The organism is Flavobacterium marginilacus, assembly GCF_026870155.1.
Classification (GTDB): Bacteria; Bacteroidota; Bacteroidia; order Flavobacteriales; family Flavobacteriaceae; genus Flavobacterium; species Flavobacterium marginilacus.
In genome coordinates, this window is the sequence record NZ_CP113975.1 from 4,997,144 (window position 1) to 5,024,140 (window position 26,997).

The 26,997-nt window shown below is 37.2% G+C and carries 11 protein-coding genes; 1 reads left to right on the forward strand and 10 read right to left on the reverse strand.

The window, feature by feature from the left end:
• Positions 1–21 precede the first annotated feature (21 nt).
• The 5 genes from OZP07_RS20815 to OZP07_RS20835 all read right to left on the reverse strand — a co-directional run bounded on the left by OZP07_RS20815 (position 22) and on the right by OZP07_RS20835 (position 22,131).
• Positions 22–5,205, reverse strand: coding sequence for a DUF8693 domain-containing protein (locus OZP07_RS20815; RefSeq protein WP_281636609.1), 5,184 nt, complete (start codon positions 5,203–5,205; stop codon positions 22–24).
• Positions 5,206–5,419: 214 nt separating this feature from the next.
• Positions 5,420–5,605: a hypothetical protein gene (locus OZP07_RS20820; RefSeq protein ID WP_281636610.1), complete on the reverse strand. Its 186-nt coding sequence runs from the start codon at positions 5,603–5,605 to the stop codon at positions 5,420–5,422.
• Positions 5,606–6,000: 395 nt separating this feature from the next.
• Positions 6,001–10,206, reverse strand: a complete 4,206-nt coding sequence (locus OZP07_RS20825) for a DUF8693 domain-containing protein (RefSeq protein ID WP_281636611.1) — start codon at positions 10,204–10,206, stop codon at positions 6,001–6,003.
• Between the two features lie 572 nt (positions 10,207–10,778).
• Positions 10,779–19,709: a beta strand repeat-containing protein gene (locus OZP07_RS20830; protein WP_281636612.1), complete on the reverse strand. Its 8,931-nt coding sequence runs from the start codon at positions 19,707–19,709 to the stop codon at positions 10,779–10,781.
• Between the two features lie 1,012 nt (positions 19,710–20,721).
• The gene (locus OZP07_RS20835) at positions 20,722–22,131 is read right to left on the reverse strand and encodes a DUF8693 domain-containing protein (protein ID WP_281636613.1); all 1,410 of its coding nucleotides are present in this window, start codon (positions 22,129–22,131) and stop codon (positions 20,722–20,724) included.
• Positions 22,132–22,507: 376 nt separating this feature from the next.
• Between OZP07_RS20835 and OZP07_RS20840 the strand changes: the two genes are divergently transcribed.
• The gene (locus OZP07_RS20840; RefSeq protein ID WP_281636614.1) at positions 22,508–22,981 is read left to right on the forward strand and encodes a regulatory protein RecX; all 474 of its coding nucleotides are present in this window, start codon (positions 22,508–22,510) and stop codon (positions 22,979–22,981) included.
• Positions 22,982–23,035: 54 nt separating this feature from the next.
• Here the strand turns inward: OZP07_RS20840 and OZP07_RS20845 are convergent, their stop codons facing one another.
• The 5 genes from OZP07_RS20845 to bioD form a co-directional block, all read right to left on the reverse strand.
• A complete protein-coding gene (locus OZP07_RS20845; RefSeq protein ID WP_349293672.1) occupies positions 23,036–23,281 on the reverse strand; it encodes a type II toxin-antitoxin system RelE/ParE family toxin in 246 nt (81 codons plus the stop codon).
• Positions 23,282–23,331: 50 nt separating this feature from the next.
• Positions 23,332–23,568, reverse strand: coding sequence for a hypothetical protein (locus OZP07_RS20850; RefSeq protein WP_281636615.1), 237 nt, complete (start codon positions 23,566–23,568; stop codon positions 23,332–23,334).
• Between the two features lie 158 nt (positions 23,569–23,726).
• Positions 23,727–24,881, reverse strand: coding sequence for a beta-ketoacyl synthase N-terminal-like domain-containing protein (locus OZP07_RS20855; protein ID WP_281636616.1), 1,155 nt, complete (start codon positions 24,879–24,881; stop codon positions 23,727–23,729).
• A 110-nt stretch (positions 24,882–24,991) separates the two neighbouring features.
• Positions 24,992–26,263, reverse strand: coding sequence for an adenosylmethionine--8-amino-7-oxononanoate transaminase (gene bioA / locus OZP07_RS20860; protein WP_281636617.1), 1,272 nt, complete (start codon positions 26,261–26,263; stop codon positions 24,992–24,994).
• Between the two features lie 97 nt (positions 26,264–26,360).
• Positions 26,361–26,978 carry a dethiobiotin synthase gene (gene bioD / locus OZP07_RS20865; RefSeq protein WP_281636618.1) on the reverse strand — a complete coding sequence of 206 codons (618 nt, stop codon included), beginning with the start codon at positions 26,976–26,978 and terminating at the stop codon, positions 26,361–26,363.
• Between the last annotated feature and the right edge of the window lie 19 nt (positions 26,979–26,997).

Sequence of the window (26,997 nt, forward strand, 5' to 3'; positions counted from 1 at the left end):
TTTTTTTAAAAGAAAATTTACTTAATCGTGAAAAATAATCTTTTCACTTAACCATTTACCGTCTTCCAATTGTACCATAACAATCATAAACTGGTTACTGGCATTTAAAGTATCAATAATAAATTCATTCTTGTCCACTTTATTTTTATCATAAAGTAAGCTCCCTTTCAGATCATAGACTTTTACTGAATTTATCGTCTGATCAAAAGAATTAATTTTTATCTCGCGGTTTCTTATTGATACAAAAAATCCTTTGCTTTTTGTTACTATATCTCCTGTACCTAATTTAGAAGTATTAGTATAACGAAGCACAAAACGGTCATTAAACACACCTGTCGCTGTTGTAAAGGAATACGAACCGGTTTTCAGGTCATGAATAGTATTAGTTAATTTATCTTCTAAATAAATGGTTTGATTCGCTAGACCACCGTCAACGTTATTAATACCGATCTGGAATGTCCCTTCAATTGTCGTTTTATAACCCAAAGGTACTTCATCGGCTTTGTCAAATGGCAGGCTGCGCGCCTGAATAGTATAATTCTTCGAATTATTGACACTGTAAAAATCTATAAAAGCATTCCCGTTGCGCGTTACAGCATCATATAATTTATCAAAATCATTGGTCGCTCCTGTAGCGTAGCCAACTAATAACTGCTTGAAAGCACCTCCGTCATTGGTTAAATTCAGCCAAACTCTGTCTTTTTCAATCTTTGCCGTTTTCTTAGTATTTGACTGCTTGAAAAATTGAGTGTTATTCACAATTCCGCCATTATCAATATCAAACCTCATAGAATTATTAAAGGTAAAGTCACCGTCTTGATCGCTGATTACAAAAAAGGATTGACCAGCAGCAATTTTTCCTACAGGTATTGGTCCTGCGGCATTCGATAATGGAGCAGTAGACCCTAACAAAGTAAAAACAGCATAATCATCCGCATCATAGATAAATTTAGTGCCTGTATTATCTACTTTTCTCGCCGTAAAGTGGGTCCAAAAATACAAACCACCATTAATCATTGAATTATTTGGATCCGTCATAAACGCTTCAGCATCTATGGCAGAAGGATATGGATTCCCTATTAAATTGCTTTTGCCAGCCCCTTGTGCAGCTATTGTTTTTATTCCATTATTTGGTACTCCAATGAACTTAACTTTTTGTTCAAAAGGACTGCCTGTACGCACACGGATAATATATCCTCTGCCTACATCCATTGTGGTACTGCCTGTCTGTGCTTCCCAAGCCCCGTTAGTGTATCTAAAATACCTGTCACTAACCCATAAATCATTCAGCGTTTGCCCAGCTACCGGTGAACTCCAGTACTCATAATCTAAATCTTTTAAGTAAGGAGTAGTCCGATTATAAGTGATTGATCCATGATTTACAGCAGTATCATCTAACTGTACCAGACTCGCATTGTTCTTGAACGTCAAAGTCCCTTGTACATCCAAACCTTTTTCAATGTTTAAAACTAATTCAGAACCATTATCATCTCCAATAGTAACCTTTTTACCAGGATTAATAACACTGGAACAGGAATTTACGGAAACAGCTTCACTGTAATCGGCATCAAAAACAACAGCGTCATCAACAGTAGGCACTGTAGTTGGAGTAGAACCAATAAACCATCCGGAACCTTTCCAAGTTTTTACAACCTGATCAACATTTACACTAGCTGAGGAAACAGAAGTTCCATAAGCATCCGTAACTGTAAAAGTATAGTTCCCGCCTGTTAAACTTGCCAGCGTATAAGTATTTCCTGATCCGGAAACAGTACTGCCGACACCATCTTTTGTAACATTAAGCGTCCAGCTGCCAGCAGGCAGATTATTGAATGATATACTTCCTAAAGTACCGCACTTAACAGAAATTACATTAGTAGGTATTGGAGCTGGAGGCGCTATTGAAGTCAAAGTAACACCCAAAGAACTTGGACAAAAATTATTAGCAGTAACGGTAACATTCTCCTTTTGGGATTCGGTACCAGTTGTAACTGTTATTTGATTAGTCCCGCTGCCTGCCGTAATACTCCAGCCTGCCGGAACATACCAGGAATAGCTGGAAGCGCCAGGTATAGCTGCAATACTAAAAGTAGCCGAAGTCTTTTCAGAAAAAGTAGTATTCCCCCCAGAAGCTATTGCCGTACCGCCATTTAGTGAAATACCTCCTGAATCCGCTTTAACATTCAAAGTAATATCTATACCGGCAACACCTGCAAAACTCTTGCTGCAGCTTGGCGAAGCACTTGTAACAGTTATTCCTGTTATCTGTAATATTTTACCATTATCTGCCGCTGTTAGATTTCTTGTAACAAAACTAGCTTCTCCTGATACAGCAGTTAAACCTGTAATTGACGTCTGCGCAACACCGTCTATCGTATAATCAACTGTTGATGTACTGCCAGACAGCAGACCTGTTAGTTTTATGGTCGCTGGCGAACTATAACAGGCAAAAATTGTTTGTGTAGCAGCTGTTAATGTTGGGGCTGGGTTGACTGTAATTGCAACTGCTGTACCATTTGTTGTTCCGCAGCTATTCGTTGCAAAATAACGAATGTTCTTGCCGTTATCGGCAAAAGTTACCGTGTAAGGCAATGTTAATGTTCCATAAGTACTTCCGCCTGATGTAGTAGATATCTGCCAGCCTTGTGAAGTAACTGCTGAACCATTAGCTATAACAGCAGGTACTGTAGGATTCAGAGAACTTCCCGCGCATAAAGCAGTTGGTGCTGTTATTGAAGCTATTGCTGGAACATCATTTATTGTTATTCCAACTGCTGTACCGTTTGTCGTTCCACAGCTATTAGTTGCAAAATAACGAATGTTCTTGCCGTTATCTGCAAAAGTTACCGTGTAAGGCAATGTTAATGTTCCATAAGTACTTCCGCCTGATGTAGTAGATATCTGCCAGCCTTGTGAAGTAACTGCTGAACCATTTGCTGTTACTGTTGGTGCCGTAGGATTTAGAGAGCCACCCGCGCATAAAGCAGTTGGTGCTGTTATTGAAGCTATCGCTGGCTTATCATTTACTGTTATTGCAACTGCTGTACCATTTGTTGTTCCGCAGCTATTAGTTGCAAAATAACGAATGTTCTTGCCATTATCGGCAAAAGCTACCGTGTAAGGCAATGTTAATGTCCCATAAGTACTTCCGCCTGATGTGGTAGATATCTGCCAGCCTTGTGAAGTAACTGCTGAACCATTTGTTGTAACTGTAGGTACTGTAGGATTCAAAGAACTTCCAGAACATAATGCAGCTGGTGATGAAATTGTTGCAATAGATGGAACTACAGGCTGAGCATTTATAGAAAAATTAGTAACTGCAGAAGTCCCACAACTTATATTACTGGCAGTTATTGTATAGCTGCCTTCTGGAGCATTTATCGTAGAACCCGATTGGGTCACTCCACTATTAGGTGCTATATTATAGGTATATGAAGCATTATAATTTGTAATCATAAAACTTCCTTTTACTGTGGCACAAGTTGGTTGAGTTATTGTTCCAATTGTTGGGGCAGCTATAGGTCCAACTGTAATTAAAATTGAGTTAGAACTTATTTTATTACAACCAGCATAATTGGTAATAACTCTAAAATAGGTATTCTGAGTTAAGGATCCGATTGTTGCTCCACTAAGAGTTGTCGCCGTTGAATTGATATCTGTTGGATTGGTAAAGGCAGCATCACTTGATTTTTGCCATTTTACAACGGCTCCTGAATTACCTGTCAAAACTAAATTTGATGGTGAATTACCAGAACAAATTACTTGATCAGAACTTAATGTTCCTCCACTTGTATTAGAATTCACTATTATTGTAAAAGGATAATACTGACTCGAACAGGTATTAGTCGCATTAAGAGGCTTAATAACACGGATACTAGCATTATATACTCCTGCAGACAAACAGTAAGGTATATTTAACGTAATACTTCCTGAATTACCAGACACATTGCCATGCAAGTTAGTAAAACCTGCAGCTATTGCTACTGGATCAGTATATACAACATCAAATTCAGAACCATTATTAGCAATATATGATAATGTTGTCGAAGTTGATAATTGTGTTACTTGTGGATTTGTTCCTAGTGTTATAAATAATTCTGGATTAACAACTACACTAATTGATGATGAGTAAACTGGCGTACAAGACCCATTACCTACTAAAACTCTATACTCCCAAGTTCCAGACTGTGAAGGTGTATCTGTATAGTTTACAGTAGTAGTATTAATATTTGTCCATGAATTGCTACTATTAAGTCGCTTTTCCCAACGCACTATAGAACCAATACTATTGCTTAGATGCAATGAAACAGAGGAATTTATACAAACTGGAGTTGTAGCATAATCTAAACTTCCGCCCACTGGAGTTGGAGTTATAACAACAGTGGTTGACGCCTCCGTAACAAAAGTATTATCCTTAATTTCAACCGTGTAGGTTCCCGCAACACTAGCGCCTGCGTTAGAAATAGTATAAGTAGGGCTTGAACTTGCTGTAGGATTTGAAATTCCTGGACCAGACCATTTATAGGTATAAGTATATGAACCTCCAGATGTTGCCGAAGGCGGAGTTGCTGTAAGCGTTAAAGTACTTCCTGTACAAACAGGAGAATTTGAAGATGCACTTCCGTTTCCTCCTCTGGAAGTAAATTCTCCAAAATTAGAAAGAGCTCCTCCTCCATTTCCATTACAAGCTGAAACTTTATAAGATCCTATATAAATAGCGGTATTGTTACTGCAAGGACTTCCTGAACCCTGTAATACTGCCCCTGAATCAATTCCGAACGAAGTGTTTGCTGGGAATGAAATCGTGTTATTACCCCCAATTTCCATAATACCATTCGATTTCAATGTTACGCTCGTGGTTTGAACAGTGTAAGAGCCACTAACTATTAATTTTCCGCTACCCGTACCTCCAATTACTAAAGAAGTAAAACTATTTGGTAAATTAGTATTAAGTGTAATTGCAAAACCTCCTTGAATTGTTACCGTTCCAGTTGCTCCAGCCACAGCACTCTGACCTGGATAATTCGTTGCAGGAATCCAAATAGAACCATCAAAGTATTCCCAACTAGCAACAGCTGTCCAAGTTCCAGAAGCTTTTGAACGATAATCTCCTGTTGTCTGCCCAAAAACTGTGCTGCCAAATAAAATAACAACAAACAATAAAAAACCTGCTAAAATTTTAGGTTTAGGTATAATTATTCTCATATGATCTGGGGTTTTGTGGTATTTTAAAAATACACTCTTTTTAGATTGATTTAATATCTAAATAAACACGTATTTTTACGTGCCAAAATTAAACAATAAAAAATTATATTATCAAAAAAAATACTAAAATACCTGATTAACAAATAACTAACTTTAAAAACATTTATTTATACGTTTATTTTTACAAACATGCATCGTATAATTATCAAAATTCCTATGTTTTAGAGTTTACCTCGATTCTTTTTTTTAAATACGATTGTCTTGAGCTTTCTAAACCAGTAGTCACAAGCACAAATTCTTCGAATTGAAGGGTATTAAAAAATCTTAGAACTGCATAATAACCATATGTATTGCAGGTTATTTTAACTAACTGTAAAGTGGTTATAATTGCTGATTTCATAATGTATGTGTTTTAATTTGCTGTATCAAATGTAGGTTTTCTAAAAAATAATGCTTTCAGTATTTCGCTGAAGGAATATTTACTTTCGTTAAATATAAGTTTTACTACGATAAATGGAAAAGAAAGTTTACAAAAAAACAAAACAAAAAGCAATCAGAATCAAACCAGATACTTAACCATCTAATATCCAATGAGATTATACCAAACACAACTAAACCACTATAAACTTCAGTTCGTAGTGGTTTAGTTAGCTGAGTAAAGTCTGCAAAACTTGATTACGGAAAATCTGTGAATGTGTTTATAAAAAAACTTTTTTAGAAGCTAAAGCCGGTACAAAAAAATCCCACTCTGAATAAACAGAATGGGATTAAAAATTTCAAAAAAGGAATCATCGGTTAATCATGAAAAATAATTTCTTCGCTTATCCATTTGCCGTCTTCCAATTGTACCATAACAATCATAAACTGATTACTGGCGTTTAAACTATCAATAATGAATTCATTCTTGTCAACTTTGTATTTTTCATATACTAAGCTTCCTTTTAAATCATACACTTTTACGGCAGACACATTCTGGTCAAAAGAATTTATTTTTATCTCACGGTTTCTTACGGATACAAAAACTCCATTTTCTTTTACTTGAGTGTCTTCAGCTGCTAATTTAGAAGTATTGTCGGTAAAGCGCATTACAAAACGGTCATTGAATACACCGATTGCTGTTGTAAATGAATAAGAACCTGTTTTTAAATTATGAATTGTATTAGTCATTTTGTCAACCAAATAAATAGTCTGGTCAGCCATACTGCCGTCAGTATTATCAATACTAATCTGGAATGTTCCTGCTATTGTGGTTTTATACCCCAGCGGTACTGCATCGGCTTTGTCAAATGGAAGTGCGCGCCCCTGAATGGTATAGTTTTTTGAATTATTAACACTATAAAAATCTATGAAGGCATTCCCATTGCGGGTTAGTGCATCATACAATTTATCAAAATCATTGGTTGCTCCTGCAATATAACCTACTAATAGCTGTTTGAAAGCACCTCCTTCATTTGTTAAATTCAGCCAGATTCTGGCTCTCTCAATTGCTTTTGTTTTCTTAGTATTAGACTGTTTGAAAAACTGACTGTTGTCAATAAATTGACCAAGACTGGCGTGATCAAACCGCATCGAATTGTCAAATTTAAAATAATCATCCAAATCACTCACAACAAAAAAGGATTGTCCTGCTGCTATTTTTCCCATAGGAGTTACACCGGTACCATGACTGCTTGGTGCAGTGGCTCCTCCGCCAGTAAGATTAAATACCGCATAATCATCTGCTGTATAAACATAGGCAGTGCCCGCAGTATTCAATTGTCTGGCTGTATAGTGCGTCCAAAAATATAAAGCTCCTCCTGCAATGTCTGCATTGTCCATCAAAAACGATTCTGCATCTACAGCGGAGGGATATGGGTTACCTATTAAATTGGTTCTGCCAGCTCCTTGAGATCGTATGGACTGAAGTCCGTTAACAGGGACTCCTTTAAACGCAACACTTTGATAAAGAGGAGGACTGCTGGTACGGACACGGATAATATATCCTCTTGCAATATCCATTATGGTACTTGCTGGCTGTGCTTCCCAAGCTCCTAAAGTATATCTGTAATACCTGTCACTAACCCACAAATCACTTAGTTTCTGACCCACAACAGGCGAACTCCAATATTCGTAATCAAAATCTCTCAATCCAGGTGTAGTGCGTTTGTAAGTTATTGCTCCATGATTTACAGAATTATCATTTAACTGTACCAAACTCGAATTGTTCTCAAAAATCAGACTCCCCTGAACATCCAGAGCGTTAATAATATTCAAAACTAATCCAGAAGCAATCGTTACTATCACACCAGTATTAATCACACAAGAGCAGGAGTTTACCGAAACAGGGAGGCTATAATCGGCATTAAAAATAACAAAATCATTCAGAGATGGTGCGCCTGCAGGAGACCAAGAGCCATTCCATGTTTTTGCAGCCAGCGGCTGTAATGCAGCTGATGCACTTGCCGAAACACATCCTGAACCTATTTGATAGGTTACAGCATAATCTCCTGAGGCTAGATTCGCAAATACTCCTGTAGTATTTGTTACCGCAGCGACCACAGGATTAGTACCCGTTAAGGTATATATAATTCCTGAAGCCGGCACTGGTGTATCAACTTTTATTGTACCTGTTGGAACAACACAGGTAAGCGGTGTTACCGTCATAGCTGCTGCTGAAGGAATAGCATTAACCGTAATTACTGCACTGCCCGTCATGTCGCCAGCCACAGCTGTACATTTAGAATCACTTAGTGCAGTTACTGTATATGTTTTTGTGGATGATGGCGTAACATTAAAAGTATAGGGACTTGAAGCTATTCCCGTTACCGAAACTGGAGTAGTCCCGTCAGTATAAGTCAAATTCCATGGGGCAGTTCCGGTCAAAGCTATAGAAATAGCTGCTGATGTACCATTACATATCGACGCAGTGCCGCTGACAGCAGAAGTTGGTCTTGCATTAACCGTAATTACAGCACTGCCCGTCATGTCGCCAGCCACAGCTGTGCATTTAGAATCATTTAATGCTGTTACTGTATATGTTTTTGTGGATGATGGCGTAACATTAAAAGTATATGGACTTGAAGCTATGCCCGTTACAGAAACAGGAGTAGTTCCGTCAGTATAGGTTAAATTCCATGGACCAGTACCAGTCAAAGCTATAGAAATAGTTTTTGATGTACCATTACATGTCACTGCAGTACCGCTGACAACAGAAGCAGGTCTGGCATTAACCGTAATTACTGCACTGCCCGTCATGTCACCAGCCACAGCTGTACATTTAGAATCACTTAGAGCTGTTACTGTATATGTTTTTGTGGATGATGGAGTAACATTAAAAGTATATGGACTTGAAGCTATTCCTGTTACCGAAACTGGAGTAGTCCCGTCAGTATAAGTCAAATTCCATGGAGCAGTTCCGGTCAAAGCTATAGAAATAGCTGCTGATGTTCCATTACAGATCACTGCAGTCCCGCTGACAGCAGAAGTCGGCTTAGTATTAACCGTAATAGTTGCAGGAGAAGAATCTTCAGGACAGCTGCCAGCAGCATTTGCTTGCACTATCGCTCTATATTTAGTCGTCAGACTTAAATCTGTTACTGTTAAAGTTATTGCTGTATTAGCAATCACGGTACTAGTTATAAAATCATCCACTGAACTTTCCCATCTTATTACACTAGCTTTTCCTGCTCCATTACCAATAGGAAGAGAAGTACCGGACAAGGTTAATGTTGTACTGTTTGTAAAAGAACAATAACTGGCACTGCTGCTTACTGTTCCTGCTGTCACCGTAGTGGCAACAACTGTTACAGCAAAAGTTTTAGCTGCACTTGTACCGCAGCCGTTAGTAGCCGTAACAGAAATATTCCCATTATTGCCAACTGATCCTGTTGTCACAAAAATTGATGTTGTTCCGTTTCCAGAATTTATAGTCCAGCCTGACGGAACAGTCCAAGTATATGATGTAGCTCCAGATACAGCGGCGATTGTATATATCTGCCCTGAATTCGAAGGACACTGAGGTGTAGTTCCCGTAATGGTGCCTGGAGTTGATGGAGAAACAGTAGTTATAGTTAATGTTCCATAATCTCCGTTTTTAGTGCATCCTCCTGAAGTGATTTTTGCTCTGTATTTATTTCCGCTTAAACTTGTTCCAGAAATTGTTACTGTAAGAGTATTTGTTGTAACTCCTGAATATGGAGCACTATTTGTCAAATCACTCCAGCCGGAACCTGAATTTACCTGCCATTGATAGGAAGGCGAACTGCCGCTGGTAGTAACCGTAAAAGCAGCTGTAGGCGAACTTGTGCAGACGATAGCATTTGAAGTACCGCTAACTGTATACGGACATACTCCATAAAAAACAGTGTTTACCAAATCAACTAAAACCTGAGTTTCTGGAGGATTATTCACAGTTGTCCCCGGCGGTACATTATTGTCTATAGAAACAGGAGTTATTGTAACTGTTGCATTAGGATTTACGGCATAAATCTGACCGGTTCCATTTCCTCCTGTCAAATTAAAATCGCCAATAATATTCCCGCCGACAATTACATTTCCTTGTTTTTGTAATTGAGAAGTAGCAGGACTTAACAAATCTCCTACAATAATAACGGTGCTTTTCCAAAAATCGGTAGTACCATTATTAACATAATTTCCATAAACGATTATCGTTGAGAGTCCAGAACCATTAGCTGTGCTAAAATTCCCTCCAGAATTTACAGTGAAATTCCCCGAAGTGGTACTGCTTCCAACTGTAAACACAACGCCGTCATTAACCATTAAAGTTCCTGAGACACTAATACTTTTTGCTGCAGCATCTGCTGTAATGGTTACAGTACTTCCTGATGCTATTATAACATCATCTGCTGCAGTAGGTATAACACCTCCTACCCAAGAACTGCCGGAATTCCAATTTCCTCCAGTACCAGTACTTGTTATAGTTGCTCCAGACACTGCTGTCTGGATAAATAAAGAGAACAAAAAAGCTGCTAAAATCTGAGATTTAGGTAGAATTATTTTCATGTGACTTGGTGATTTTGTGGTATTTTTTATTCTGAAAACGAGAAAAATAAAAAGACTCGAACAGCTTTTTATTTCTTTAGGAACAACAATGTTCTGTTTTCATGTAAAATAGACGCACACAAACACAAAACACGTACTTTAGCATACTAAAATTAGATAATAATAATTAAGTATCACAATAAACCCAATATTATACGTAATTACCAGATAAATAGCCAAAAAATTATTATTTTGTAAATTTATAGACACAAAATAAAACACCTCATTTTACAGTTTTTAACCGTTTTTTTTCTGCTTCTTAAAAAAAATCTGTTTTCTAACTGTAAATAATTCCCTTTGGATGTTAAAGAACATTTTCAATAGTGTTCCAAATACTTTAGCAGACTAAACTGCTGAAGCGTTAAATTCTAAAAAAGAGCCATCTGACGCCATTTTTATATCGAACCATGTGTAAAATCGAGTTTTATAGAAAATGGTATTCTTCCCTCAAATACAGCTGCTCATAAATTCTGCAATAAAAAAATCCCACCCTGAATAAACAGAATGGGATTAAATTTTTAACAGAATATCATTTATTCATGAAAAATGATTTCTTCACTTATACGAGTACCATCTTCCAGTTCTATCATGACAATCATAACCTGATCAGCGGCGTTTAAAGTATCAACAATGAATTCATTCTTGTTTACTTTGTTTTTATCATAAAGTAAACTGCCTTTTAAATCATATACTTTTACAGAAGATATAGTCTGGTCAAAAGAATTAACTTTTATCTCGCGGTTTCTTACCGATACAAAAACCCCTTTGTTCTTAGTTACTGTATCTCCTGTACCTAATTTAGAAGTATTAGTATAACGAAGCACAAAACGGTCATTAAATGTACCAATAGCTGTTGTAAACGAATACGAACCGGTTTTCAGATCATGGATAGTATTGGTTAATTTATCTTCCAAATAAATGGTTTGATTCGCTAGACCACCGTCAACGTTATTAATACCGATCTGGAATGTCCCTTCAATTGTCGTTTTATATCCCAAAGGTACTTCATCGGCTTTGTCAAATGGCAGGCTGCGCGCCTGAATAGTATAATTCTTCGAATTATTGACACTATAAAAATCTATAAAAGCATTCCCGTTGCGCGTTACAGCATCATATAATTTATCAAAATCATTGGTCGCTCCTGTAGCGTAGCCAACTAATAATTGCTTGAAAGCACCGCCGTCATTGGTTAAATTCAGCCAAACTCTGTCTTTTTGAATCTTTGCCGTTTTCTTAGTATTTGACTGCTTGAAAAATTGAGTGTTATTCACAATTCCGCCATTATCAATATCAAACCTCATAGAATTATTAAAGGTAAAGTAACCGGATTGATCGCTGATTACAAAAAAGGATTGACCAGCGGCAATTTTTCCTACAGGTATTGGTCCTGTGGCATTCGATAATGGAGCACTGGACCCTAACAAAGTAAAAACAGCATAATCATCCGCATCATAGATAAATTTAGTACCTGTATTATCTACTTTTCTGGCTGTAAAGTGAGTCCAAAAATACAAACCTCCATAAATTATTGAATTATTTGGATCCGTCATAAACGCTTCAGCATCTATGGCAGAAGGATATGGATTCCCTATTAAATTGCTTTTGCCAGCCCCTTGTGCAGCTATTGTTTTTATTCCATTATTTGGTTCTCCAATGAACTTAACTTTTTGTTCAAAAGGACTGCCTGTACGCACACGGATAATATATCCTCTGCCTACATCCATTGTGGTAGTGCCTGCCTGTGCTTCCCAAGCCCCGTTAGTATATCTAAAATACCTGTCACTAACCCATAAATCATTCAGCTTTTGCCCAGCTACCGGTGAACTCCAGTACTCATAATCTAAATCTTTTAAGTAAGGAGTAGTCCGATTATAAGTGATTGATCCATGATTTACAGCATTATCATCAAACTGTACCAGACTCGCATTGTTGTTGAACGTCAAAGTTCCTTGTACATTCAAACCATTGGTAATATTTAAAACCAATCCGTCTCCAATTGTAACATTTGCTCCTGAATTAACAACACAAGAACAGGAATTTACAGAAACTGGAAGGCTGTAATCAGCATCAAAAATAACATGATCGTTTATTGATGGAACTCCAGCTGGAGACCAAGAACCATTCCATGTTTTTGTAACCAGCGACTGTATTGTGGCAGATACACTTTCCGAAACACATGCCGCCCCTGCCTGAGACGTTACTGCATACTCTCCAGCAGCAAGAAATGCAAACTTTCCATTAGTATTTGTTACCGCTGCTCTTACCGGATTAATACCTGTCAAAGTATATGAAGTTCCTAGCACTGGTGAAACAACTTCTATTGTTCCTGTAGGAACCGCACAAGTAGGTGCTGTTACTGAAACTGTAGGTGCTGCTGGTGCTGCTGTATTTAAAGTAACTCCTAGAAAACTCCAGCAAGACAAATTATCTGCCTTTACCGAAACTATTTCTCTTAGTAAACTAGTACCCGTTTTTACCGTTATGACTGTCGTTCCCTGTCCAGATAACACTGTCCAATCTGACGGAACAATCCAAGTATAGCCTGCAGCTCCGGCAACAGCTGGTATACTAAAAATGGCTGTTGTTGATGGGCAATAAAACGCAGTCGCATTTGAAGCATACGATATTCCATTCAAAGAAATATCTCCTGAGTCAGAATTTACGCTTAATGTCACAGCATTGGAGGTTACTGACGGCGTACAAGTACCGCTTATGACACAACGGTACTGATAAGTATCCATTCCTATAGCCGCAGTCGTGATGTTCATTGTAGCAGCGGTTACATTTGAATATACGCCTCCATTGGAAAGATTATTAAAAGTTCCTCCTCCATTAGTGCTTAACTGCCACTGATATGTTAATCCTGCTCCAGAACCTGCAACAGTAAATGAAGCATTGTCCGATTCACATACATTACTGCCTGAAGGCTGTACTGTAATTGATGGCAGTGCATTGACTGTTACTGTTGCACTTTGTCCTGTAATAGTATTAGAACAAGTGGGATTATCTTGATACACTACGCTTTTTAAGCTATAGGCAAAACTCCCCGCAGTGGCTGTTGAAACTGCTAAACTTGAAGTATTACTAGCTCCAACCCCAATATCTACCGTTTGATCTGCACCTCCATTAACCGTATAAGTAACTGTTATAGAAACCGATTGAGGGTTTGTAAAAGTAATATTTGGTGATGAGGTACCAACACACACAGCGGCTGTACCACTAATGCCAGCCGTAGGTATTGGCCGAACAATCAGATTAGCACCAGAATCTGCAAAAGATGCTGTTCTCGTACAAGTGGCATTAGAGATTGAAACCAAGCTATAGCCTGTATTTACAGTTGGATTATCTCCAGGTGTAAAACTAAATGCCGATGCAGACGGTATAGAAACTGTGTATTGTATCAAAGTAGTATTATTTTGATACGTTATACTGTAAGGTGCCGTAAAAGTTGAGTCCTCTGCATCATATGTTAATTGTGGACTACCGCCAGCACAGATAGTTGTTGCAGAGAAACCATTAGTTATGTTGTTAGGCAGTCCGTTTATCGTCAAATTCCCGTTTACCATTGTGATGGTATAATTACTAGTAGAAAAACCAGCACCTGAAGGATTTGACGGCACTATATCCCCTGTATACAAACCTGCTGCTTGGGTAGTTGAAGCATCATATCCTCCTGTACTTGCCAAAGTAACACTTGTTATAGTTTCTCCGTTTTGTAATCCAGAAGCTGTAAAAGCAGTTGTTCCTAAAGTTAATGCTGTTCCATAACATTTGCTTCTATTGCTAGCAGTAATTGTTATCGCTGCTTTGTTAATTGTACCTGTTAAAGCAGGCTGTGTCAGCGTATAGTTACCTGAAGCTGTACCCGAAATAGTCATAGGAGCAGTAGTCACTGCTTTGCCTACACCAGCATTTGCGTCGCTGAATGTTCCTGTCGTTGCATTCCCAAGCGTAACATTACCAAAATCAACCGCCAGCACTCCGCTTAAAACTGCTCCGGTTATTGACGCCGATGTGTTGCCATCATATATCTTGGTCGTTACAACAGCTCCTGTTATTGTTAACGCTTTGGCTGTTATATTACGTGCAGTTAATGTAGGCTGGGTTAAAGTATAATTACCAGCATTTGCCCCTCCAAGGGTAGATGTAGAGGTAATTACGATACCTGTTCCAACATTTTTAGTAGCAAAAGTTCCAGATAATGTTAATGTAACCACATCTGGAGAAACAACTCCTACCAATGAACCTCCTGTAACACTAGCTGTTGTAGTTCCATCATAAACTTTGTCCGCTGTTGTAGCTCCTGTTATTGTTAACGCTTTGGCTGTTATATTACGTGCAGTTAATGTAGGCTGGGTCAAAGTATAATTACCAGCATCAGCTCCTCCAATAGTAGAGGTAGAGGTAATTACGATACCTGTTCCAACATTTTTAGTAGCAAAAGTTCCAGATAATGTTAATGTAACCACATCTGGAGAAACAACTCCTACCAATGAACCTCCTGTAACACTAGCTGTTGTAGTTCCATCATAAACTTTGTCCGCTGTTGTAGCTCCTGTTATTGTTAACGTTTTGGCTGTTATATTACGTGCAGTTAATGTAGGCTGGGTCAAAGTATAATTACCAGCATCAGCTCCTCCAAGGGTAGATGTAGAGGTAATTACGATACCTGTCCCAACATTTTTAATAGCAAAAGTTCCAGATAATGTTAATGTAACCACATCTGGAGAAACAACTCCTACCAATGAACCTCCTGTAACACTAGCTGTTGTAGTTCCATCATAAACTTTGTCCGCTGTTGTAGCTCCTGTTATTGTTAACGTTTTGGCTGTTATATTACGTGCAGTTAATGTAGGCTGGGTCAAAGTGTAATTACCAGCATTTGCCCCTCCAAGGGTAGATGTAGAGGTAATTACGATACCTGTTCCAACATTTTTAGTAGCAAAAGTTCCAGATAATGTTAATGTAACCACATCTGGAGAAACAACTCCTACCAATGAACCTCCTGTAACACTAGCTGTTGTAGTTCCATCATAAACTTTGTCCGCTGTTGTAGCTCCTGTTATTGTTAACGTTTTGGCTGTTATATTACGTGCAGTTAATGTAGGCTGGGTCAAAGTGTAATTTGATGCATCTGCACCTCCAATAGTAGAGGTAGAAGTAATTGCTATACCTGTTCCAACATTTTTAGTAGCAAAAGTTCCAGATAATGTTAATGTAACCACATCTGGAGAAACCACCCCTACCAATGAACCTCCTGTAACACTAGCTGTTGTAGTTCCATCATAAACTTTGTCCGCTGTTGTAGCTCCTGTTATTGTTAACGCTTTGGCTGTTATATTACGTGCAGTTAATGTAGGCTGGGTCAAAGTATAATTACCAGCATCAGCTCCTCCAATAGTAGAAGTAGAGGTAATTACGATACCTGTTCCAACATTTTTAGTAGCAAAAGTTCCAGATAATGTTAATGTAACCACATCTGGAGAAACCACCCCTACCAATGAACCTCCTGTAACACTAGCTGTTGTAGTTCCATCATAAACTTTGTCCGCTGTTGTAGCTCCTGTTATTGTTAACGCTTTGGCTGTTATATTACGTGCAGTTAATGTAGGCTGGGTCAAAGTATAATTACCAGCATCAGCTCCTCCAATAGTAGAGGTAGAGGTAATTACGATACCTGTTCCAACATTTTTAGTAGCAAAAGTTCCAGATAATGTTAATGTAACCACATCTGGAGAAACAACTCCTACCAATGAACCTCCTGTAACACTAGCTGTTGTAGTTCCATCATAAACTTTGTCCGCTGTTGTAGCTCCTGTTATTGTTAACGTTTTGGCTGTTATATTACGTGCAGTTAATGTAGGCTGGGTCAAAGTATAATTACCAGCATCAGCTCCTCCAAGGGTAGATGTAGAGGTAATTACGATACCTGTCCCAACATTTTTAGTAGCAAAAGTTCCAGATAATGTTAATGTAACCACATCTGGAGAAACAACTCCTACCAATGAACCTCCTGTAACACTAGCTGTTGTAGTTCCATCATAAACTTTGTCCGCTGTTGTAGCTCCTGTTATTGTTAACGCTTTGGCTGTTATATTACGTGCAGTTAATGTAGGCTGGGTCAAAGTGTAATTACCAGCATTTGCCCCTCCAAGGGTAGATGTAGAGGTAATTACGATACCTGTTCCAACATTTTTAGTAGCAAAAGTTCCAGATAATGTTAATGTAACCACATCTGGAGAAACAACTCCTACCAATGAACCTCCTGTAACACTAGCTGTTGTAGTTCCATCATAAACTTTGTCCGCTGTTGTAGCTCCTGTTATTGTTAACGCTTTGGCTGTTATATTACGTGCAGTTAATGTAGGCTGGGTCAAAGTGTAATTTGATGCATCTGCACCTCCAATAGTAGAGGTAGAAGTAATTGCTATACCTGTTCCAACATTTTTAGTAGCAAAAGTTCCAGATTGTGTTAATGTAACCACATCTGGAGAAACAACTCCTACCAATGAACCTCCTGTAACACTAGCTGTTGTAGTTCCATCATAAACTTTGTCCACTGTTGTAGCTCCTGTTATTGTTAACGCTTTGGCTGTTATATTACGTGCAGTTAATGTAGGCTGGGTCAAAGTATAATTACCAGCATCAGCTCCTCCAAGGGTAGATGTAGAGGTAATTACGATACCTGTTCCAACATTTTTAGTAGCAAAAGTTCCAGATAGTGTTAATGTAACTGCATCTGGTGAAATGACACCTGACAATGTACCTGCAGTTACACTAGCTGTTACAGTACCATCATAAACTTTATTCGATGTTACAGCTCCTGTTATTGTTAATGCTTTAGGTGTAATCGTTAATGTAACTGCAGTACGTGAAGTACTAACACATCCTGTAGTTGTATTTCTTGCTTGCGCATATACCGTGTAAGTACCAGCATTGACTCCTGTTGGCACATATGTCAATGAGCCTGAACTAAGTAAAGTACCTCCACTGGAAGCATTATACCAATCTATTGTTGCTCCTGAACTTGCAACTGCTGATACTGTAGTTGTATTTGCTGTTCTTGTATATATTTTAGAATTCCCTGTGGTTGATGTAACGGTTGGAGCAGCAGAAACATTCACATAAGTAGTAGACTGACTGCTTGGGCATCCATTTGATGAGGTTGCTACGACAGTTGCTTGCTGAACTCCAGAACCTGCAAATGTTATAGTAGGGTTTATGATATTTGCTGATGGCGAAAACACCGCTCCTGAAGTTCCTGTCCATGCATAAGTAACACCTGAAGCAGGAACATTTTCTACATTCAATTGAACTGGTAACCCTGCGCAGGAAGCGTATGTTTTATAATTACCTTTAGGGACTGTTGTCGCAAATGGGGACAATTGTGATGTAGGGACTAAAACAATATCATCTATAATAGTACCAAGAGTTGAACCTGCATTTAAAGTATTATAAAACTCAACCCCTATTGAAGAACTAGTTGGAGTAAAATCAAAAGAAACTCTTTGAGGTGTATTGCTGGAAGAAGTATAACCTGATGAAATAATATCAGAAGTACCGCCTGTAATTTTAACCGTCACACCTCTAGTTGTAGGATTATTACCATCAGCTCTTCGGGCAAAAAGAAAACTAACTGTATATGATACTCCAGGAATAACTGTTACGACCTGTCTAAGTGAAGCTTCTGAATCCAACTCTGCTGTAAAATCGTTGTTCCCACTAGCAAAATAAGTATCCTCAGGGTTAGTTTCTACATAGCTTCCTAACGTTGTCGCAGCTGTCCAATTTGCGGCATTATTATTACCTGCTGAACTATTAGCAAAATCACCATTAAGAATTAAATTACTCTCGCATTTATTCGCAATTACAACTTGATCTGAAACAATACAAAACCCATTAGTTACTGTCCAAGTCAAAACATAAGTTCCAGCTATTGTAGGCGTAAATGTAGCCGTTGGACTTGTAGTACTGCTAAACTGACTTGTTGCAGTATTTGGACCATTCGCTATTGTCCACGCTCCTGTACTGCCACCGGTTAGAGCATTTGCCGCCAATACAAAAGAACTGCTGTTTGCCGATTGATCGGTTCCTGCATTTGATGTTATGGTACAATTTGTATTAGATACATTTACTATTCCTGTTACTGCACTAAAATAAGTATTGTTTTTATTAGCCGCCGCCGAAGTAGTACTTCCCCATGATCCTGTGGATGTAGGAGCGCCTCCCAAAGTTAATATATTGGCAGTATGTGTTAAACCTGTACCCAAATTAGCAATAATACCCGAAGCAATAGACAATTCGCTTCCAACTGTGGTTGTACCTGAAAATGTTTTAGTCCCATAATTGGACAATGTAAGATTACTATATGTATTAGCTCTTATCGTTTGATTATCTGCTCCACTATAATTTACTGTATTACCAGCTGCAATTGTGGTAAATGTTGTTATTGTTGGAACAGTTAAGTCATTTATGTTAAGTACACTCGTAGCAGTGGCATTATTAAAAGTTGTTATCGTTCCAGAATTATTTAGATTAACTACTCCTCCTGCATTATTTGTAATAGTTGTAATTGCTCCAGAACCATTAAGATGCAGTAAACCTGTATTTGTAAAAGCCGCTGTAGTTATTGCTCCAGAATTCTCTATAATTGCTGTTGCATTATTAGTAATAGCAGCTATAGAGCTAGTACCTTGAATAACTAGTGTATTCAATGCTGGCGATGCATTGGTTATTGCACCTGTTCCCGAAAGTGCTGTCGAAACATAAAGATTCCCGTTATTGGTTAGGGTAACACCTGTTACAGTGACACTTGGTATTGTTAGATTTCCTAATAATCCCTGAGCACTAGTATTAAATGTCTGAACTCCTGTACCAGCACTAAAAGTCCCATTATTCGTAATTCCAGCTCTAAATTCTATCGTTGAATTTCCAGAATTATTCCAAAATCCACCAGTATTAATGGTAACCAATCCTCTATAACTTTTAGTTCCAGCAGTATTGTTATGTGTTAATGTACCAGAAATTGAAGTTAAATTATCAACTCTAAAATCAAAACCTCCTACAATTAAAACGCCTCCTGTTTGAACTGTTATATTAGACATTCTTATATTAGCAGTAACAGTTATAGTATGTCCGTTTTGAATGATAAAACTATCTCCATTTGCAAGTGCAGTAGCATTTGTTGGTGTACCAGTTGGACTAGTAGACCAAGATCCAGGTGCTGCAAAATTTCCTGTAGTTACTTTTGAATAATAAGTAGCCGCATTTGTTGCCGAACAAACAAACAACAACACAAGCAAAAACCCAAAAGCCTTGCTTGCACCTGCCCTCTTTACAGAAATTTGAGTTGAGAACCAAAAATAATTTTCTTTTTCGATTGGAGAAAATTGTAATAACACTTTCTTCAATTTGCTAATTTGTAACGATAAAAAAGCAATTACTGTGAGTAAAGTTCTATTCATAATCATTTGTGGATTTTGTGGTATTATTATTGTGTGTAACTTATAATTTTTTTTTAAAATATCTCTTTCTTCCTGCTTCAATACTATTCTCTAAAAAAACTCCAAAAAAGACAATTCAGAAATTGAGATATTGATTCCCTATTATTTTTCCTGACAAAATACAAGTCTAAAAAAGTACACATATTATTAAATTTATTGATTATTGAGCCAAAAGTACATTTTCTAAAAAAAGATAATGGCTGTATTTCGATGAACGCATCTTTACTTTCGTTCAGTGTAAATTTTTCTGCGATAAAACTTGAAGCACATCCAGTAAAATCATCTCTCCTAACAACATTACAGCCTGACCGCCCAAACCCAATAGTCTGCAGGAATATTAATAATAAAAATGTGAATAGTAATTTTAGTTTCATAAATCTGGGGGAATTATTTAATACAATAGAAGCTTAATTTCTTAACCAAAAAATATTCATAACCCGAACTCCATATGGATCCAGATACGAATACTAACGATAATTTTTAGAAAAAAAGAAAATAAAGGCTAGCCAAAAGACAAAAGATTTACTGAATCTTCTCTTGTGCTATATTGTTTGATTAAGTGATCAAACACGAACGTTATTATCAATTTTGATAAAATATAATAATAACTTTTACGCTTATTTATCTGGGGAGATAAAAAAGCAGCTGCGGTAGGTAAAGTTTTATTCATACAATTTGGCTTTGGGGGTAAGTCCATTTTTCATTTTACAAACTCACAAAACTGTTTCTCTTTCTATTACATTCAAAACAGTTTCTATTTGTATCCTGTTCTATCTATTCTAAACTAAACATAATTAATACGATACAAAACTAAACATTAAAAAAATAACAGCACTCATAATTTTTTAAAATTCCATGAAAATTTCAACAAAAAAGAACTTTACTTACAAAAAGATGAGAAAAAAACACAAAAAAACCTCATCTTGAGTCAACAAAATGAGGCTGATAGAAAAATATTTTAAAAAAAACTGCTTTATAAAATTACTTTACTGGTTGTCGATTTACCATTTTTAAGCAGAGTTTTTACAATCAACACTTGTTTTGCGATACCTAAATCGTTAATTACAAATTCTTTACTATTGATATTATTTTTATTAAACAACTGTATTTGTCCAAAACTATACACCGAAATCTCATCTATAGGCACTCCAGCTGAGTTAATGGTTATCTGATTGTTATTAACAGAAACAAATACCGATTTTCCTTTTCCTCCATAAATCGTTTCAACAGATACTTCTGCTGGGACTTCTGGAACAGTTACAACTGGTTCTGTCACAACCGGAACTGGAACTTCCGGAGTAGTTACAACTGGCTCGGTCAAAACCGGAACTGGAACTTCGGGAACATTTACAACTGGATCGGTCACAACTGGAACTGGAACTTCCGGAGTAGTTACAACTGGTTCTGTCACAACCGGAACTGGAACTTCGGGAACATTTACAACTGGATCGGTCACAACTGGAACTGGAACTTCCGGAGTAGTTACCACTGGCTCAGTCACAACCGGAACTGGAACTTCCGGAGTAGTTACAACTGGTTCTGTCACAACCGGAACTGGAACTTCGGGAACATTTACAACTGGATCGGTCACAACTGGAACTGGAACTTCGGGAACAGTTACAACTGGTTCTGTTACAACCAGAACTGGAACTTCCGGAGTAGTTACAACTGGTTCGGTCACAACAGGAACTGGAATTTCCGGAGTAGTTACCACTGGCTCGGTCACAACCGGAACTGGAACTTCGGGAGTGGTTACTACTGGTTCTGTCACCACAGTCACAATTGGCTCGATAGGAGGAGCCGGCACTGCTGGTGCATTAATATAAAGCAGTACAAAACGGTCATTAAATCGGCCAATCAGTGTTGTAAAACTATAAGCACCGCTTTTCAAATTATGAATAGTACCTGTGGTTAAATCTTTAAGAAAAATATCCTGAGTAACAAAGAGACCGTCTACATGATCTATACTGATTTCAAATGTACCTCCCATAGTCGATTTATAACCCAATGGTATTTCATCAGTTATTAAAAACGGCAGAGCTCTTGCTTGTATGGTTAAATTTTTACCGCTGTTAATACTGTAAAAATCAACATACGGGTTTGAATCTAAAGAAATTGCGTCATACAATTTATCCCACCCGTTAGTTGCTCCTGAAGCGTAACCAACCAATTGCTGTTTAAACGCTCCTTGAGCATTGGTGAAATTCAGCCAAATTCGATGCCTTTCTATAGCTGTTTTTTTAGAAACCAATGAATTAATAAAGTTTGTACGCTCCAGCTTAACATCCCTATTACCTGCCGAAGCTTTTGTATTTATTTCTTTTCCGAAAGAAGTTTGTGAAATTAATAAAAGACTGCACATAAAAAGTAAAATTGTTTTCATAAGGATAGGGTGTTAAATTTTGTACTTTTTTCAATTAATCATCTAAATAGGCAATTTGTTATTCTGTAATCAAAATCATACTCTAATTTAAGGAAAAAAAATTAAAAAAATAGAAGAAAAGCATATTTAATCGATAAAAAGCACTTTTTTTTAAATATAGAAAGAATAAGACTACGTAATTATGCTAAAACCAAATTTATCAATGCTATATTAAAGTAAGAAAAAGATATCATTATAACCTCTAAAATAAATTTCTTAGCTTTATTATTGTGATTCCTAAAAATTACTGTCATTTTGAAAGAATAAATTTGAAGTATGAACTGTTTCTTACTCAAAAAAATTATTTTTGTCCAAATACTGATAAAATTTCTAGTTAATGAAAGAAGTCTATTCCCTCAAAGATGCCATTCAAAAAATAGAGCATTACTGTGCCTATCAGGAGCGATGCCATGAGGAAGTTGTATCCAAATTATGGAGCATGAAATTGGACCAAAACGAAATAGACCAAGCCATAGTACATCTCATTGAGCATAATTTCCTAAACGAGGCGCGGTTTGCCTGCAGTTTTGCCAGAGGAAAACACCGTATCAAACATTGGGGTAAAATCCGGATTACTAATGAATTGAAACTGCGCAGCATCAATCAGACGCTGATTACTCTTGCTCTAAAAGAAATTGAACCCGAAGAATACATTGCCACATTTGAAGAACTGGCCGAAAGAAACTGGAGCTCTATTTCTGAAAAAAATGTTTTGAAGAAAAGAAAAAAATTCTGCGATTATATGCTGCGCCGTGGCTTTGAAAGTAATTTGATTTATGATAAGGTGAAAGAATTAGAGAATGGAAATTAACCAAATCTACATTGATTTTTAAACCTGAGTTAAAACAAACAGGCAAAATTATTACTATCTTTTAGAAAAATCTAAATCCTCTCTTTTAGAAAATGCAATCGCAAGGATAACAATTTGTTTGTTATCAAGGTTCAAATAATAATGAATGTGATAAGGAAATTGGCGAATATTATGCATTCGGATATTTTTATACATTATATCATCTCCAAAAGGATTTTGGTCGATATACTTTTTTGCTTCTCTTAATCGAGAGACAAATTCTTTTGCTAAACGAGGAGAAATATCTTTGTAATACTTTATAGCCTTTTGTAGATCTTGTTGTACAAATGGTCTCTAAACAAATTTATACTTCATAACTCACGCTCTAATTCATCTAGTAAAGTATCGAAATCTTGAACATCATTTGGATTTCCCAAATAATCACTTAATCTATTATCCAGCATTTGCTTGGTTTCGTTTGAAATATTAAAATCATTTTGCGATGCAGGCAGAATAATAACTTCTACACGCTGATCGTTAAACTCATCAGGAAGTGAAACAACAAAAGAATTGTTTTTTACATCAATAAATTGTCTGATAGCGTTCATAATACAAAGATTAAATTATAACAAAGATAAATAAAAAAAACATCAAACCTTAATCTACGAATTCCTTACATTTCATTTTTAAGCCGCATTGAAATTTAAATTATCTGTGCGAGTCTGCTAAATCTATAAAATTTACTGCCAAAAAATTTATTCTATTTTTAAATACTCAACAGAACGCTCACCGCATTCCCGCCAAAACCAACCGCATTGACCAAAACTTTCTTTATTGGTTTCGTCTGTTTTTGCGCTTCCGCAAAAGGAACTCCGATAAACTCATTGTGCTGCATCATCAAAATAGCCATTTCCATACTCAAAATACCTGAAGCTCCAAAAGTGTGTCCGATTTTCCATTTGTTAGTAGTCAATAATGGAATGCTTTCGCCGAAGATTTTTTCAATCGCTCTATACTCTGTCAAATCACCTTTTATGGTTCCCGGTGCATGCATTACGATGGCATCAACTTCGGAAACATTACTATTCTGCAAAGCCATTTTCATTGATTTCTGAAAACAGACAGCTTCAGCCGATATCGAAATATTATGCTCCAAAATTTCAGTAGCATAACCAATACCTTCAATAAAAGCAATGGCATTGTCTTTTTTACCGATTTCAAGACAGCATACTCCAGCGCCTTCGCCCAAAATCATGGTGTTTAGTTTTTTGTCCAAATCCAAAGCTCGGTTTGGATATTTTTCATCACTTTTGGAGTAGATTTTCAAAGCACGCATCTGACCGATAGTAAAATCTGTCAAAGGAGCTTCACTTCCTCCGACCAAAAATTTATCAGCCATTCCGGCTCTTAACCAGGCAACACCATTAAGAACGGCGTGCAAAGCCGTCGAACAGGTAATAGAATGTGAAATCTCAGGTCCTGTACTTTGCAGATCATGCGCGACCCAAGAGGAAATATTCCCCAAAGTAGTTGTTGGCGATGCCAAAGTCTGCGCTTTTCCTGTCTCCAAATACTCCAGAAAATGTTTTTCAAACAAATCGGTAGCACCCCGTGAAGAACCAATGTTGATTCCGAATTCATCTCCTTGTGTCCAGCCGGCTTTTTCAATTGCTTTGCGGGAAGCTGCCATCGCAAACAAAACAGATTGATCTAAAGATTTATATTTTATATCTGATTGCTGCAGATTTTCAATTTCAGCTAACGAATCAGCATCAAGAACAGCTACAGCCGTATTCTGATGGTCCAAAAACTGAGTAGAAAAACATGGATTTTCGGAAAGGTAATTTTCCCAGATCGTTTCAGATGAATTTCCCAGAGACGAAATGGAAGCTATGGCTGTTATGGAGATAATTTGTGACAAAATATTATATTCTGATTTAATCGCAAAGGTCGGAAAGTTTTAGGCAAAGTCTGCAAAATAATTAAACATCTGTGCAAATCTGTTTAACCCATCAAATCCGCGGGTAATAACTAAACTATTTCCAAAGCATTTACAACCACTTCATACACTTTATCCAATTGTACATCAGTAATTACATATGGTGGTAAAATATAAACAATATTCCCAACAGGTCTCAAAATCACACCATTTTCAATAAAAAAATCGTAAAGCTTGTTACGTAGCGTTCCATAATAACTCGCCGAAGTTTCTGTTTTTATTTCCAATGCAAAAATAACGCCCAGCACTCTAGTAGTAGTAACCATCGGATGGCTTTCAGTCTTTTTTTGAAATTCTAAATGTCTCTTATGAATTCGGATTAAATTTTGCTGCATTTCTTCGGTTTCGAGCAAAGATAAACTAGCCAATGCGGCAGCACAGCCTGTAGGATTAGCGGTAAAAGTATGTCCGTGGAATAATGCCTTATTGATATCCTCGTCATAAAAAGCATCAAAAAGATCTTGGGTAAAAGTAGTAATTGCCATCGGGATGGTTCCGCCTGTCAATGCTTTGGAGAGACACATCATATCTGGCTTTAGTTCCAAATAATCGCAGGCAAATGTTTTTCCGGTTTTGCCGAAACCTGTCATCACTTCGTCTGCTATTGTTAGCACATCATTATCTTGGCAGATTTTAAGCAGTTGATCTAATGTTTCGGGTTCATACATCACCATTCCAGCAGCTCCCTGCACCAAGGGTTCAAATATAAATCCTGCACAATTATTGTTTTTGATTACTTCATTCAGCCTATCAAAACTTAATTGTTCCTGCCCTTTCACCGGTACAGGAATCCGGACCACATCAATAAACATTCCTTGAAAAGCCTGCGTATAAAACGAAATGCCGCTTGCTGCCATTGCCGCAAAAGTATCACCATGAAAAGCATTTTCGAAAGCAATAATAGTTGTTCTCTTTTGCCCTTTATTATAAAAATTCTGCAGAGCTACTTTAATCGCTACTTCAACAGATGTGGAACCATTATCGGAAAAAAATACTTTCTTTTGGTTATCTGGTAAAATGGCCAGCAGCTTTTCAGCCAAAACAATGGCAGGTTCATGCGTAAATCCTCCAAACAAAACGTGTTCCAGCGTAGTCAGTTGCTTGTAAATCGCATCAGCAATAAACTTATTGGAATGTCCGTAAGGATTAACCCACCATGAAGCGATGGCATCAACATATTCTTTATTGTTTTCGTCCCAAAGTAATGCTCCTTCTCCTTTAGTTATCGCAATGGGAATTGCTGCTGTTTTGTGCTGCGTATATGGATGCCAAAGATACTGGCTGTCTTTTTCGATTAAAGTCATTTGATTTCAGATTATTGATTAACGATTTATGATTTTAGATTGGTATTACAAACAAATCGTTAGAACTTAGTATTGATTTTTGACATTGATCTTGTCATTATAATTGTAAAAGTTGATCACGAAACCTATCTGCATATTCTTTGATAACATTTTTATCAAAATAAGGCTCCTGTTCTATTCTACCGATACATTTGAGGCGTGTTTTATTCAGAATAATAGATTCAGTAGATTTATTTTCATCTCCCGAAAAAACAATTCCTCCTATCGCTATTTTACGATTAAGCAAAGATTCAATTGTAAGCAAGGTATGATTAATACTCCCTAGGTAATGTCTTGACACCACAATCACTTTATAATCAGGCTGAATCAAATCAATAACGCATTCTGAATCGTTCAATGGAACAAAAATACCTCCTGCTCCTTCTATAACCAGGCGGTTATCAGTTTTCGGTTCTTTTATTTTCTGCAAATCAATAACAACACCATCAATTTCTGCAGCAAGGTGCGGACTTGCAGGTGTATTTAATGCATATGCATTCGCATGAAATTTTGACTTAGTATTAGAGACATAAGATTCTACCTTATGGCTATCAGAATTATCCAGATCACCTGCTTGGATTGGTTTCCAGTAATCAGCCCCGAGAGCTTCGACAATAATAGCTGAGGCAATAGTCTTGCCTACATCGGTAGAAATTCCTGTGATGAATAGTTTCATAGATTTTTATTTCGCAAAG

Excerpts from the sequence above, each read along its gene's own strand:
- OZP07_RS20830 (WP_281636612.1), bottom strand. The coding sequence starts at position 19,709 with ATGAATAGAACTTTACTCACAGTAATTGCTTTTTTATCGTTACAAATT.
- OZP07_RS20835 (WP_281636613.1), bottom strand. The coding sequence starts at position 22,131 with ATGAAAACAATTTTACTTTTTATGTGCAGTCTTTTATTAATTTCACAA.
- OZP07_RS20815 (WP_281636609.1), bottom strand. The coding sequence starts at position 5,205 with ATGAGAATAATTATACCTAAACCTAAAATTTTAGCAGGTTTTTTATTG.
- bioD (WP_281636618.1), bottom strand. The coding sequence starts at position 26,978 with ATGAAACTATTCATCACAGGAATTTCTACCGATGTAGGCAAGACTATT.
- bioA (WP_281636617.1), bottom strand. The coding sequence starts at position 26,263 with ATGACTTTAATCGAAAAAGACAGCCAGTATCTTTGGCATCCATATACG.
- OZP07_RS20825 (WP_281636611.1), bottom strand. The coding sequence starts at position 10,206 with ATGAAAATAATTCTACCTAAATCTCAGATTTTAGCAGCTTTTTTGTTC.
- OZP07_RS20850 (WP_281636615.1), bottom strand. The coding sequence starts at position 23,568 with ATGAACGCTATCAGACAATTTATTGATGTAAAAAACAATTCTTTTGTT.
- OZP07_RS20840 (WP_281636614.1), top strand. The coding sequence starts at position 22,508 with ATGAAAGAAGTCTATTCCCTCAAAGATGCCATTCAAAAAATAGAGCAT.
- OZP07_RS20820 (WP_281636610.1), bottom strand. The coding sequence starts at position 5,605 with ATGAAATCAGCAATTATAACCACTTTACAGTTAGTTAAAATAACCTGC.